Genomic DNA, 13910 nt, shown 5'->3' on the forward strand with positions numbered 1-13910 from the left:
GGCTTGGCGCCGCGTCCGGCTGCTTACGCGGCGCGGACGGTGCCGAGGAAGCGCTGCACCTCGGCGTTGAGGTGCTCCGACTGGCGGGACAGTTCACCCGCAGCCCCCAGCACCTGACTGGCGGCTGCGCCGGTCTCGTCCGCCGCCTGGGCGACGGATGTGATGGTGCTCGTCACTTCGGTGGTCCCCACCGAGGCCTGGGCCACGTTGCGGACGATCTCCTGCGTCGCCGCGCTCTGCTGCTCCACCGCCGCCGCGATCGCCGTCGCCACCGTGTTGATGTCGCGGATGCGGGTGGTGATCGAGCCGATCGCCGAGACGGCCTGACCCGTGGCCCCCTGGATATGGCCGATTTGGCTTCCGATCTCCTCGGTGGCCCGGGCGGTCTGGTTGGCAAGCTCCTTCACCTCCGCCGCCACCACGGCGAAGCCGCGGCCGGCCTCGCCGGCACGGGCCGCCTCGATGGTGGCGTTGAGCGCCAGCAGGTTGGTCTGGCCGGCGATGGTCGAGATCAGGCTGACCACGTCGCCGATCCGGGACACGGCGGTGCTCAGTTCCTGGACCAGGATCGAGGTGGTGTCGGCCTCGGTCACGGCGGATTGGGCCATCTGGGAGGAGTTCGCGACCTGGCGGCCGATCTCCTGCACCGAGTTGCCGAGTTCCTCGGCTGCCGCCGCCACGGTGCTGACGTTGACGGAGGCTTCCTCGGCCGCCGCCGCCACGGTGGTGGATTGCGACGCGGTCGCGCTGGCGGTGGCGGTCATGGTCTGGGCCGTCGTCTGCAGTTCGGTGGACGAGGCGGAGACCATGCCGATGATGCCGCCCACGGCTCCTTCGAAGCTGTCGGCGAGTTCGATCATCGCCGTGCGGCGAGCGGCGATGGCGGCCTCGTCGGCGATGCGGCGGACCTCCGCCTCCTCGGCGGTCTTGCGGGCGACCATGGCCTTGATCCCGTCCACAGCCTTGCCGACCGCGCCGATCTCGTCGCCGCGCCGGGCTTCCGGGATGTCGGCGTCGATCTCGCCCTGGGCCATGCGGTTCAGGATCGCGACCAGGCGGCCCAGCGGCCGGGTGATCCCGAGCACCACGATGCTGCCGCACAGGACGGCGGCGAGGACGAGCCCGACGGCGGTGATGGTGATCAGGCGTGCGATCGTGTCGGACGTTTCCGCGTCGAGGCCGTCTTTTCCGGCTTTCATCTCCTCCGTGATGCGCTTGGCACGCTGGTCCAGCAACTTGTTCAGGCTGGCCCGCGCGGGTTGCGCATCGTCCCGGAGAACCTGGATTGCGGCCGCCGCCTCATTCCGGAGCCCGTGCTGGAGCACGCGGTTCAGGACCGCGAAATAGGCTTCCGTCAATCCGCGCAGGTCCTGGGCGATCTTGCGGCGTTCCGGTGTATCGGCCAGGTCGATCAGCCTGTCGGTCACTTCCAGCGCCGCCGTTGTCGCCGACACGTACTGGACCTTGTATTTCGCCATTTGCTCTTCGCCCGTCTCCAGAATCATGTTCCGGCTCTGAAGCGCGGCCTCGGTAATGCGCAACTGGGCATTGAGATAGGCCTCCTGGCGGGCGTTGAGGACTTCGATCACATGCCTCGATTGTTCCGCGATGTTGTTCATCGACCCGCGGGCGTAGAAGACGAGCCCAAGGGTGAGGGCGCCCAGGGCGAGCAGGGGAAGGGCGATCTTGGCCAGGACGCTGGCTTGATTGACGAGTCTCACGCACGCGGCTCCTTATGTTGGGAAGCCGTCAAACATGAGAGCTTCTGCGATGCGGGAAAATATAGATCAGCGATGAAGATCCGATTAATCAGCGATTCTTATCCGAAAAACGTGTAATAAAAACTGCATTAAAGGAACTATACAGAAAACAAATACTGATTTTGAATTTTCTATATCAATATGTCCTCGCCTCTGAAGAACGTTCGCGCGTAATCCCAACGGTTTGGCAGTGAAATGGCCCGCAGGGAGGGAAGGCGGAGGATGGTACAACCTTCGGTGGATCTCCGGTGTGTCAATTCGTCTTGGCCGGAACGGGCGCGGGAGACGATGAGCTTCGGGCGCGGCGCGTCCGCGCGATCGGGCTCGGAGCGCAAGCCCCCGGAAAGGCGGCCGGATTCGGAACGGTCAAGCCTGCGTCACGTTGAGCCCCGGCGCCCGGAGCACGCGGCGCCGAGACTCCCGGGCGCCTACGCGCCGTCCATCTTCGTTCCGGTTCTGCCATGCCACCTTCCCTCCGTCGCAGTCCCGCACCCGATGGCGAGCCGGCGAGCACCGTCCTGTGGACCCTGCTGCTCGGCACCGCGCTGATCGCGCTCGCTGCCGCACCGAAGCGAACGGCCCGGACCGGCCCGGTCGGCGCGCCGGATCATCCGTCCCAGGAGTCTCCGTCGAACGACCAGATATCCAAAAATTCTCCCTCCAAGGATCAAGGCGCGCGCTCGCATTCCGGGGCCGCCGCCGAGCACATCGCCGCCACAGAGGTGGCGCGGGGGCGGGCCGCGCAGTCGCCCGCCGACATCACCGCGTCGGGCTGGAAGGACATCCTTACCCGGGTCTATCTCGAATTCATGGCCGACCGGGTCCTCTCGGTCGCGGCGGGCGTGACCTTCTACTCGCTGCTCTCGCTGTTCCCCGCCGTCGCCGCGCTGGTGTCCTGCTACGGCCTCGTCGCTGATGTGGGCTCGATCAACGGGCACCTCGCCAGCATGCAGGGGGTGCTGCCCTCCGGGGCCATCGAGATCATCGGCGATCAGGTCAAGCGCATCGCCGCCAAGGGCAGCGGCTCCCTCGGGCTGACCTTTTTCACCAGCCTGCTGCTCTCGCTCTGGAGCGCCAACGCCGCCATGAAGGCGATGTTCGATGCCCTGAACATCGTCTACGAGGAGGAGGAGAAGCGCTCGTTCATCATGCTGAACCTGCGCTCGCTCACCTTCACCATCGGTGCGCTGATCTTCACCATCCTGGCCCTCACCGGCATCGTGGTGCTGCCGGTGGTGTTCACCTTCGTGGGTCTGAGCGACACCGCCTGGCTCATCGCCCTGCTGCGCTGGCCCGCCCTCCTCGTCGTCGTCCTCGGCGGCCTGTCGCTGCTCTACCGGTACGGTCCGAGCCGCGAGCGCCCGCGCTGGCGCTGGGTCGGGGTCGGCGGCGCCGTGGCGGGCGTGCTCTGGCTCGCCGCCTCGATCCTGTTTTCCTGGTACGTCTCCAGCTTCGGCAATTACAACGAGACCTACGGCTCGCTCGGCGCCGCCATCGGCTTCATGACCTGGATCTGGATCTCCAGCACGATCGTGCTGCTGGGCGGCGAGATCAACGCCGAGATGGAGCACCAGACCGCGCGCGACACCACCACCGGGCCGGAGCGGCCGATGGGCGCACGCCGGGCCCGCATGGCCGACACCCTGGGGGCGGTGGCCTGACGGGGCGGCGACGTGTCGGGACGACCTTGCCGGGACGACCTTGCCCGGCTGGCCTCCCCGGGATGGCGTCCGGCGCCTACATAAGGGGCACGTCCCGACACCCGCACAGGAGCCGTCGCCCCATGTCCGCATCCCCCACCGACGACATCGAATCCCTCGGCGAGGCCGAATGGCGCGCCCGCCTGAGCCCGGAACAGTACCGGGTGCTGCGTGAGCACGGCACCGAGCGGGCCGGCACCAGCTGCCTCAACGCCGAGAAGCGCCCGGGCGTGTTCCATTGTGCCGGCTGCGACGAACCACTGTTCGTCACCGGCACCAAGTTCGAATCCGGCACCGGCTGGCCGAGCTTCTTCGATCCGATCGACGGGGCAGTGGAGACCACGGTCGACCGCAGCCACTGGATGACCCGGACCGAAGTGCATTGCGCCCGCTGCAAGGGCCATCTCGGCCACGTCTTCGACGACGGCCCGCCGCCCACCGGCCTGCGCTACTGCATGAACGGGCTGTCCCTTCGCTTCGAACCGGAGGCCTGACCGGCCCGGTCCCGCCCGGTTCCCGTCGATGTTCGACGAGAACCGGATGGGGATGAAGCCCACCGGAATGCCGCGATGGTCTTGATTTCGCCGTCGTTTTGCTTAGTCCGGAACGGAGAATTCTTGCCAGATCGGTCCCGGCGACACCGGGAATGATCGCATATCCTATCTTATGTCATGGTTCGACGTGGCGGGTCGTCCGGCCCGATGCGGCGAGCCGCCTGAAGCCGGTCGATCCGCCCCGCATCGCTGGAGGTCGGCGGCCCTGACGTCAGCGCCGGTCCGGTGTCCCGCCCGGGGCCGGCCGACTCCGCGGAGAATGTCGATGAGCCTCGTACGCCGGTTTCTCGTGGCCCCCGCCCTGGTGCGCCTCATCCGCAAGGAACGCGGCGGTTCGCGGATCTCCGAGGGTTACTTCGCCCCGCAGGCCGGGCGTGTCTCCTACGTCCGGGTCGACGGACAGACCTGCCACCTCGTCCTCGTCACCTCGGCGCCGGACGGCAGCTCCAGCGAGGAGCGCACCGACGTGCCGCGCGCCCACGGCGACGCGCTGATGGACGTGTGCTCGGGCAAGGCCGCTTACGACCGCACCGCGCTCGCCCTCGGGGGCGGTCGCGAGGCGCTGGTCGACCGCTACGTCGCCCCGGGTGAATTCGACCTCGTGACCGTGGCCTTCGACGGGCCGGACGAGGCTCAGGGCTTCGCGGTGCCGGCCTGGTTCGGCCCCGAGGTGAGCGGCGACCCGAGCTACGACCGCCACGCCGTCGCGCTCCAGGGCGTGCCGCAACCCGGCGAGATCGGCCTGTCCAACGCCGCCCTCGATGCGATCCTGGATCTCGTCGAGCCGCGCTTCGGTTTCGGGCGCTACGGCGCGCCGAAGGCGAACGAGGGCGACGGCATGATGAAGGCCCTGCGGCGCGTCGCCGGCGGAGGTGCGGTCGCGGCCCCCGCCGCGGCCGAAGCCGCTCCGCCGGTGCCCCGGGTCGAGGAGCCCGCTCCCGTCGAGACGCACGCGATGGCCGAGCCCGAGCCCGAACCCGAACCCCACGCCGATGTCGCTCCGGCCGAGGGTCAGCCCGATTCCGCCTCGCAGATCGATTCTCGCATCGACGACGTGATCGAGAGCCTGTCCCAGGCCCTCGGCAACCCGCAGGTTCCGTCGAAGGGCGGTTCGCGCGGCGAGGAGGACATCGCCGCCGAGTTCGAGCGCTGGACCGTCCGCCCCCGGCGCACCCAGCAGACCTGAACCGGCGCGCCGGCCTCCCGACGAAACGCCGTTCCGACGCAGCACCGCCCGACCGACAGCCACCCGCCTCCCTCACCGGGGGCGGGTTTCGCGTGCGTGCGCGGACGGGGGAGACTGAGGGCAGGCCGGCGGCGGAGCGAGGGAGGCGTCCCACAGGTGCCCGCGAAGTCCGTGTGACGGCTCGCGAATTGTCATTCGACGCCTGGCCCCGCGATTGAGCGGCGCGAATAAACTGGCTAGCGTCGGGATTAACAATCAATGGGTTGCGCGGCGCGCAGCGGGAGGGATCATGGCCCAGGTGACGACACACGGAGCGGCTGCAGCCAGCGCGCCCCGCACCCACAAGGAGCCCTGGTACAAGGTTCTCTACATCCAGGTGCTGATCGCCATCGCGCTCGGCATCCTTCTCGGCTGGCTCAATCCGGAATGGGGCAAGTCGGTCAAGTGGTTGGGCGACGCCTTCATCGCGCTGATCAAGATGATGATCGCGCCGATCATCTTCTGTACCATCGTGCACGGCATCGCCTCGATCGGTGACCTGAAGAAGGTCGGCCGCGTCGGCCTGAAGGCGCTGGTCTACTTCGAGGTGGTCTCCACCGTCGCGCTCCTCATCGGCATCCTGGTCGGCGAGGTGGTCAAGCCCGGCGCGGGCTTCAATGCCGACGTGACCAAGCTCGATGCCGGGGCGGTCGAGAAATACGCCAAGCTGGCGGCCAACGATTCGGTGACCAGCCACATCATGGCGCTGATCCCGAAGAGCTTCTTCGACGCCTTCGCCACTGGCGACCTGCTCCAGGTTCTGCTGATCTCGATCCTCACCGGCGTCGTCGTCACCGGCATGGGCCAGCGCGGCGAGGCCATCACCCACGCCATCGACACGGCCGGGCAGATTTTCTTCCGCATCATCGGCCTCGTGGTGAAGCTGGCGCCCATCGGCGCCTTCGGCGCCATGGCCTTCACCATCGGCCAGTACGGCATCGGCAAGGTGATCGATCTCGCCTGGCTCGTCGGCACCTTCTACGTCACCGCCTTCCTGTTCGTGGTGGTGGTGCTCGGCGGCATCGCCCGCGTCGCCGGCTTCTCGATCTTCAAGTTCCTCGCCTACATCAAGGACGAGCTGCTCATCGTGCTCGGCACCTCGTCCTCCGAGACGGTGCTGCCCCACATGATGACGAAGATGCGCCGCCTCGGTGCCTCCGACTCGGTGGTCGGCCTCGTGATCCCGACGGGCTACTCGTTCAACCTCGACGGCACCAACATCTACATGACGCTGGCGACGCTGTTCCTGGCCCAGGCCGTGGGCGCGGACCTGTCCTTCGCCCAGTACGCCACCATCATCCTGGTCGCGATGCTGACCTCGAAGGGGGCGTCCGGCGTCACCGGGGCGGGCTTCATCACCCTGGCGGCGACCCTGAGCGCCATTCCCAACAACCCGGTCCCGGTGGCGGCCATGACCCTGATCCTCGGCGTCGATAAGTTCATGTCGGAGTGCCGAGCCATCACCAACCTGATCGGGAACGGCGTCGCCACCGTGGTGGTCAGCCGCTGGGAGGGCGAGCTGGATCAGGTCAAGCTGCGCCAGGTCATGGAGCACCCGGTCTCGATCGGCACCGACATTTCGGACCATGCGCCGAACATGGATGTCGACGGTGCGGCGCCGATCCCGGCTCCGGCCCGCTGACGGGGCCGGTTCTGTCCGGCCGCGCTTCGTCCGACCCATCACGGCCGGCGCGCCTGCGCATCGGCATCGATCTCGGCGGCACCAAGATCGCCGGGATCGCCCTCGATGAACGGGGCGCAACCCGGGCCGAGCAGCGGGTCGCGACGCCCCGGGACGATTACGCGGGGACGCTCGGTGCCATCGCCGACCTCGTGGCGTCGCTGGAGCGCGCGGCGGGATGCGCGGGCACGGTGGGCATCGGCATGCCGGGGGCGGTCTTGCCCCGCACCGGCCTCGTCAAGAACGCCAATTCGGTCTGGCTGAACGGTCAGCCGTTCGCCGGAGATCTCGAGCGCGTCCTGCGCCGGCCCGTCCGCGTCGAGAACGACGCCAATTGCCTCGCGGTGTCCGAGGCCGTCGATGGGGCGGGGGCCGGGCTCGGCACCGTGTGGGCCCTGATCCTCGGCACCGGCGTCGGCTCCGGAATCGCGATCGCGGGCCGTGCTCTGTCCGGGCGCGGCCGCATCGCCGGGGAGTGGGGCCACAACCCGCTGCCGGCGCCGCGCGACGACGAGCGCCCCGGCCCCACCTGCTATTGCGGCCGCCACGGCTGTCTCGAAACCTGGGTGTCCGGCCCGGGCCTGGCCGCCGACCATGCCCGCCGCACAGGAACGCCGATCGGCGGCGAGGCGGTGATCGCCGCCCTGCGCGCCGGCGATGCGGCGGCGGACGCGACGATCGCCCGCTACCTCGACCGGCTCGGGCGCGGCATCGCCCAGGGCATCAACCTGATCGACCCCGACATCGTCGTCATCGGCGGCGGTCTCTCACGGGTGCCCGAAATCCTTGCCGGCTTGCCCGAACGGGTCGCGCCGCATGTCTTCTCCGATGCCTTCGACACCCCCATCGTCGCCAGCCGGCACGGCGATGCCTCCGGGGTCCGGGGCGCCGCGTGGCTGTGGAACGACGGACCCGCCGGCCTGCCGGGGGCCTGAGCGGCGATCCCGATATCACGATGGCCCCGAGGCGCTTGTCACGGCGCCCGGTTTCACATAAAGATATCTTTATGTCTAACTCGGGATCTCAAGACGGACCTGTCCTGCCCTTCGGCGATGCGCTGGCCATCCTGCGTGCCGCCGCCGAGGAGACGCGCCTGCGCATCCTGGCCCTGCTGGCCGCCGGCGAATTGTCGGTCTCGGACCTCACCGACATTCTGGGCCAGTCGCAGCCGCGGATCTCGCGCCACCTGAAACTGCTGGTCGAGGCCGGGCTGGTCGATCGGCACCGCGAGGGGGCCTGGGCCTTCTTTCGCCTGGTGGAAGAGCGCGCCGGCCTCGTCGAGCCGCTGATCGCGGGCCTCGATGCGGCGCATCCGCCCCTGTCCGAGGATTTCGCCCGTCTCGAGGCGGTGCGGGCGCAGCGGGCCGAGACGGCCCAGGCGTTCTTCGCCCGGCTGGCGCCGAAATGGGATCGCCTGCGCTCGCTGCACGTGCCGGAAGCCACCGTCGAGGCCGCCGTCCTCGACGCGCTGGGCGATCGTCCGATCGGCCACCTCATCGATCTCGGCACCGGCACCGGCCGGATGCTCGGCCTGCTGGCCGGCCGCGCCGCCCGGGCCGTCGGCCTCGATTCCAACCACGCCATGCTGTCGGTGGCGCGGGCCAACCTGGAGCGCATGGGCCTGTCGCGGGTCGATCTGCGCCAGGGCGACATCCACGCGCCGCCCTTCGGGCGCGGCGGCTTCGATCTCGTGCTGGTGCATCAGGTGCTGCACTATCTCGACGATCCGGCCCGCGCCCTGCGCGAGGCCGCGCGCCTCGTCGCCCCGGGCGGCCGCCTCCTGGTGGTGGATTTCGCCCCCCACGATCTCGAATTCCTGCGCGAGGCCCAGGCCCATCGGCGCCTCGGCTTCGCGCCCGAGCAGGTGACGGGCTGGCTCAACGATGCCGGCCTGCCCACCGTGACCACCCGCGATCTCGCCCCCACCGGCGAGGTCGAGGACCAGTTGACCGTGACGCTGTGGCTCGCCACCAACGCCGCCGAGATGGCCGCGGCGCCACCCCGTCCCGCTCCGGAAAAAATCCTTCAGGAACGGGCCGTCGCCTGAGGGCGTCCCCCGCAGATCCCGATCCTGCTCTCGTTTCGCAGACCGTCTGAACCGACCGACATAGAGGACGAACCCGATGCCTTCCGCCTCCCACCATCGCGCCAGCCGCGACGGCTACCGTCCGATCCGCGTCTCCATCGAGTTCTTCCCGCCGAAGACCGAGGAGATGGAGAAGATCCTGTGGTCCTCGATCGAGCGCCTCGCGCCGCTCCAGCCGAAATTCGTCTCGGTGACCTACGGCGCCGGCGGCTCGACCCGCGAGCGCACGCACAACACCGTCGCCCGGATGGTCAAGGAGACCTCTCTTCAGCCGGCCGCCCACCTGACCTGCGTCGACGCCACCCGCGAGGAGATCGACGCGGTCGTGCAATCCTACTGGGATGCCGGCGTGCGCCACATCGTGGCCCTGCGCGGCGATCCGCAGGACGGCGTCGGCACCGCCTACCGGCCGCATCCGGGCGGCTATGCCCAGACCGCCGACCTCGTGGCCGGCATCAAGCGCATCGGCGACTTCAAGGTCTCGGTCTCGGCCTACCCCGAGAAGCACCCGGAGGCTTCCTCGCTCGATGCCGACATCGATGCCCTGAAGGCCAAGGTTGATGCCGGCGCCGATCAGGCGATCACGCAGTTCTTCTTCGAGAACGACATCTATCTGCGCTACGTCGACAAGGTGCGGGCCGCCGGCATCGATATCCCGATCATCCCCGGCATCCTGCCGGTGCAGAACTTCAAGCAGGCGGCGAACTTCGCCCGCCGCACCGGCGCCTCGGTGCCGTACTGGCTCGCAGCCCGGTTCGAGGGCCTGGACAACGACGTCGAGACCCGGCGCCTCGTGGCGGCGGCGGTGGCGGCCGAGCAGGTGCTCGATCTCGTCGACCACGGCGTCAACGACTTCCACTTCTACTCGATGAACCGCTCCGACCTCGTCTACGCCATCTGCCACGTGCTCGGCCTGCGGTCCCAGGCCCCGAAGTCGGTGGCGAAGGCCGCCTGACCATCCCTTGTCCCGGGCGCGCCGATCGGCACGCCCGGGACTCAAGAGTCGCCGACTCCATCGAAGTTCACTGTCCGGACCCGTCGCGGTTCCGGATTCCGGGTTCCACGAACCCGGATTGACGCGTGAGAAGCCCATGACCGACCTGCGCCCCGTTGACGGAAAAGAGATCGAAGCGGCCCTGCGTCAGCGGGCGGCGGAAAAAATCCTCGTCCTCGACGGGGCGATGGGCACGGTGATCCAGCGCCTCGGCTACGGCGAAGCGGATTTTCGCGGCACGCGCTTTCCCGATCACGGCCACGACCAGAAGGGCAACAACGACCTTCTGATCCTGACCCAGCCCGACGCGATCCGGCAGATCCACCTCGACTACTTCCTGGCCGGCGCCGACGTCTGCGAGACCAACACCTTCTCGGGCACCACCATTGCCCAGGCCGATTACGGCATGGAATCGATCATCCACGAACTGAACGCCGAGGGCGCGCGCCTCGCCCGCGAGGCCGCCAAGCTCGCCGAAGAGCAGGACGGCCGCCGCCGCTTCGTGGCCGGCGCCATCGGCCCGACCAACCGCACCCTGTCGATCTCGCCGGACGTCAACAATCCGGGCTACCGGGCCGTGACCTTCGATCAAGTCAAGCAGGCCTATATCGAGCAGGTCCGCGGCCTGATGGATGGCGGCGCCGAGCTGATCCTGATCGAGACCATCTTCGACACCCTCAACGCCAAGGCGGCCGTGGCGGCGGCCTGGGCGGTGTTCGAGGAGCGGGACATGGTCCTGCCGATCATGATCTCGGGCACCATCACCGACCTGTCCGGCCGGACGCTCTCGGGCCAGACGCCGGAGGCGTTCTGGAATGCCCTGCGCCATGCCAGCCCGCTCACCATCGGGCTGAACTGCGCGCTCGGCGCCAAGGAGATGCGCGGCCACATCTCGGAACTGTCGCGCATCGCCGACACCCTGGTCTGCGCCTATCCGAATGCGGGCCTGCCCAATGAGTTCGGCCTCTACGACGAGAGCCCCGAGGCCATGGGCAAGCTGGTGGGCGAGTTCGCCACCGCCGGCCTCGTCAACATGGTCGGCGGCTGCTGCGGCACCACCCCGGATCACATCCGCGCCATCGCGCAGGCCGTGGAGGGCGTGAAGCCCCGTGCCATCCCCGAGGTGCCCCGCCTGATGCGCCTGTCGGGCCTGGAGCCGTTCACCCTGACGAAGGAGATCCCCTTCGTGAACGTCGGGGAGCGCACCAACGTCACCGGCTCGGCCAAGTTCAGGAAGCTGATCACCGCCGGCGATTACGCGGCGGCCCTCGACGTCGCCCGCGATCAGGTGGCGGCGGGCGCCAGCATCATCGACATCAACATGGACGAGGGCCTGCTCGATTCCGAGAAGGCGATGGTCGAGTTCCTCAACCTCGTCGCCGCCGAGCCCGACATCGCCCGCGTGCCGGTGATGATCGATTCCTCGAAGTTCCACGTCATCGAGGCCGGGCTCAAGTGCGTCCAGGGCAAGGCGATCGTGAACTCGATCTCCATGAAGGAGGGCGTCGAGAAGTTCATCAGCGACGCCAAGGTGTGCCGCTCCTACGGCGCCGCCGTGGTGGTGATGGCGTTCGACGAGCAGGGTCAGGCCGACAGCTACGAGCGCAAGGTCGAGATCTGCACCAAGGCCTACAAGGTCCTCACCGAGCAGATCGGCTTTCCGCCGGAAGACATCATCTTCGATCCGAACGTGTTCGCCGTCGCCACCGGCATCGAGGAGCATAACGGCTACGGCGTCGCCTTCATCGAGGCGACCAAGACCATCCGCGAGACCCTGCCCCACGCCCACATCTCGGGCGGCATCTCGAATCTCAGCTTCGCCTTCCGGGGCAACGAGCCGGTGCGCGAGGCCATGCACGCGGTGTTCCTGTATCACGCGATCCAGGTCGGCATGGACATGGGCATCGTGAATGCCGGCCAGCTCGCGATCTACGCCGAGCTTCCGGCCGAACTGCGCGAGCTCTGCGAGGACGTCGTCCTCAACCGCCGCGACGATTCCACCGACCGCCTGCTGGAGGCGGCCGAGCGCTTCAAGTCCGGCGGCGGCGTCCAGGCCAAGACCGCCGACCTGTCCTGGCGCGAGGCGCCGGTGCAGAAGCGCCTGGAGCACGCCCTGGTCAACGGCATCACCGAGTTCGTCGTCGCCGATACGGAGGAAGCCCGCCTCGGCGTCGAACGTCCGCTCCACGTCATCGAAGGGCCGCTGATGGCCGGCATGAACGTGGTCGGCGACCTGTTCGGCTCAGGCAAGATGTTCCTGCCGCAGGTGGTGAAGTCCGCCCGCGTGATGAAGCAGGCCGTGGCTTATCTCGAGCCGTTCATGGAGGCGGAGAAGCTCGCCAATGGCGGTGACGGCAAGCGCCAGGCCGCCGGCAAGATCCTGATGGCGACCGTGAAGGGCGACGTCCACGACATCGGCAAGAACATCGTCGGCGTCGTGCTGGCCTGCAACAACTACGAGATCATCGACCTCGGCGTGATGGTGCCGGCGGCCAAGATCCTCGACGTCGCGCGCAAGGAGAACGTCGACATCGTCGGCCTGTCCGGCCTCATCACCCCGTCGCTGGACGAGATGGTCCACGTCGCGGCCGAGATGGAGCGCGAAGGCTTCGACGTGCCGCTCCTCATCGGCGGCGCCACCACCAGCCGCGTCCACACGGCGGTGAAGATCCACCCCTCGTACAACCGGGGCCAGACCGTCTACGTCACCGATGCGAGCCGCGCCGTCGGCGTGGTCTCCAGCCTGCTCTCCAAGGAGACGCGGGACACCACCATCGCCAACATCCGGGCCGAGTACCGCAAGGTCTCGGACGCGCATGCGCGCTCCGAACTCGACAAGCAGCGCCTGCCGCTGGCCAAGGCCCGCGCCAACCCGTTCCGGATCGACTGGTCGGGCTACCAGCCCCGGAAGCCCAGCTTCACCGGCACGCGGGTCTACTCCTCCTACGAGGTCGCCGATCTCGTGCCCTACATCGACTGGACGCCGTTCCTGCAGACCTACGAGTTCAAGGGCCGCTACCCGGCGATCTTCGAGGACCCCAATCAGGGTCCGGCCGCCAAGGCGCTGTTCGACGACGCGCAGGAGATGCTGGCCCAGATCGTGTCCGAGCGCTGGTTCAACCCGAAGGCGGTCATCGGCTTCTGGCCGGCGAACGCGGTCGGCGACGACATCACCCTGTTCACCGGCGAGAGCCGGTCGGAGAAACTCGCGACCTTCTTCGGCCTGCGCCAGCAGCTGAGCAAGCGTGACGGGCGTGCGAACACCTGCCTGTCCGACTTCGTCGCGCCTGCCGAGACCGGCATCGCCGATTACGTCGGCGGCTTCGTGGTCACGGCCGGCCTGGAGGAGGTGCGTATCGCCGAGCGCTTCGAGCGGGCCAACGACGATTACCGCTCGATCCTGGTCAAGGCCCTGGCCGACCGCATCGCCGAGGCCCTGGCCGAGCGCATGCACGAGCGCGTGCGTCGCGAATTCTGGGGCTATGCCGCCGACGAGACGTATGCGCCGGAAGACCTCGTGCGCGAGGAATATGCCGGTATCCGTCCCGCCCCCGGTTATCCCTCGCAGCCCGATCACACCGAGAAGGTCACGCTGTTCGACCTGCTCAAGGCCGAGTCGCGCATCGGCGTGAAGCTCACCGAGTCCTACGCCATGTGGCCGGGCTCCTCGGTGTCGGGCCTCTACATCGCCCACCCGGACTCGCATTACTTCGGCGTCGCCAAGGTCGAGCGCGACCAGGTCGAGGATTATGCCGTGCGCAAGGGCATGGATGTGCGCGAGGTCGAGCGCTGGCTCGGCCCGATCCTCAACTACGATCCGGCCCGCTACCTCGCCGCCGCCGCGGAGTAGGGCGCCCGATCCCGTCCCGGAATCCGGGGCGGGATCGAATCACACCGGGATGTGGCCGGG

The 13910-nt window shown here is 68.4% G+C and carries 9 protein-coding genes; 8 read left to right on the forward strand and 1 reads right to left on the reverse strand.

Annotated elements, in window-relative coordinates; translation table 11 throughout:
• Positions 1-23: 23 nt before the first annotated feature.
• Positions 24-1721 carry a methyl-accepting chemotaxis protein gene (locus ACV7NL_RS07515; RefSeq protein ID WP_463355312.1) on the reverse strand — a complete coding sequence of 566 codons (1698 nt, stop codon included), beginning with the start codon at positions 1719-1721 and terminating at the stop codon, positions 24-26.
• A gap of 500 nt (positions 1722-2221) precedes the next feature.
• Between ACV7NL_RS07515 and ACV7NL_RS07520 the strand changes: the two genes are divergently transcribed.
• From ACV7NL_RS07520 to metH, 8 genes are all read left to right on the forward strand, one after another.
• On the forward strand, positions 2222-3421 hold the full coding sequence (locus tag ACV7NL_RS07520; RefSeq protein ID WP_463355313.1) for a YihY/virulence factor BrkB family protein: 1200 nt from the start codon (positions 2222-2224) through the stop codon (positions 3419-3421).
• Positions 3422-3543: 122 nt separating this feature from the next.
• The gene (msrB, locus tag ACV7NL_RS07525; RefSeq protein WP_463355314.1) at positions 3544-3954 is read left to right on the forward strand and encodes a peptide-methionine (R)-S-oxide reductase MsrB; all 411 of its coding nucleotides are present in this window, start codon (positions 3544-3546) and stop codon (positions 3952-3954) included.
• Between the two features lie 325 nt (positions 3955-4279).
• Positions 4280-5200: a hypothetical protein gene (locus tag ACV7NL_RS07530; RefSeq protein WP_463355315.1), complete on the forward strand. Its 921-nt coding sequence runs from the start codon at positions 4280-4282 to the stop codon at positions 5198-5200.
• Between the two features lie 289 nt (positions 5201-5489).
• Complete coding sequence (locus ACV7NL_RS07535) at positions 5490-6881, forward strand: dicarboxylate/amino acid:cation symporter (protein ID WP_056179110.1); 1392 nt, start codon at positions 5490-5492, stop codon at positions 6879-6881.
• A 53-nt stretch (positions 6882-6934) separates the two neighbouring features.
• Positions 6935-7855: an ROK family protein gene (locus tag ACV7NL_RS07540; RefSeq protein WP_463357077.1), complete on the forward strand. Its 921-nt coding sequence runs from the start codon at positions 6935-6937 to the stop codon at positions 7853-7855.
• Between the two features lie 71 nt (positions 7856-7926).
• Positions 7927-8967, forward strand: coding sequence for an ArsR/SmtB family transcription factor (locus tag ACV7NL_RS07545; RefSeq protein WP_056179113.1), 1041 nt, complete (start codon positions 7927-7929; stop codon positions 8965-8967).
• Positions 8968-9043: 76 nt separating this feature from the next.
• Complete coding sequence (metF, locus tag ACV7NL_RS07550) at positions 9044-9961, forward strand: methylenetetrahydrofolate reductase [NAD(P)H] (RefSeq protein ID WP_463355316.1); 918 nt, start codon at positions 9044-9046, stop codon at positions 9959-9961.
• Between the two features lie 136 nt (positions 9962-10097).
• Positions 10098-13850: a methionine synthase gene (gene metH, locus ACV7NL_RS07555; RefSeq protein ID WP_247635027.1), complete on the forward strand. Its 3753-nt coding sequence runs from the start codon at positions 10098-10100 to the stop codon at positions 13848-13850.
• The last annotated feature ends 60 nt before the right edge of the window (positions 13851-13910 follow it).

This window comes from Methylobacterium sp. Ger2507 (genome assembly GCF_055231875.1).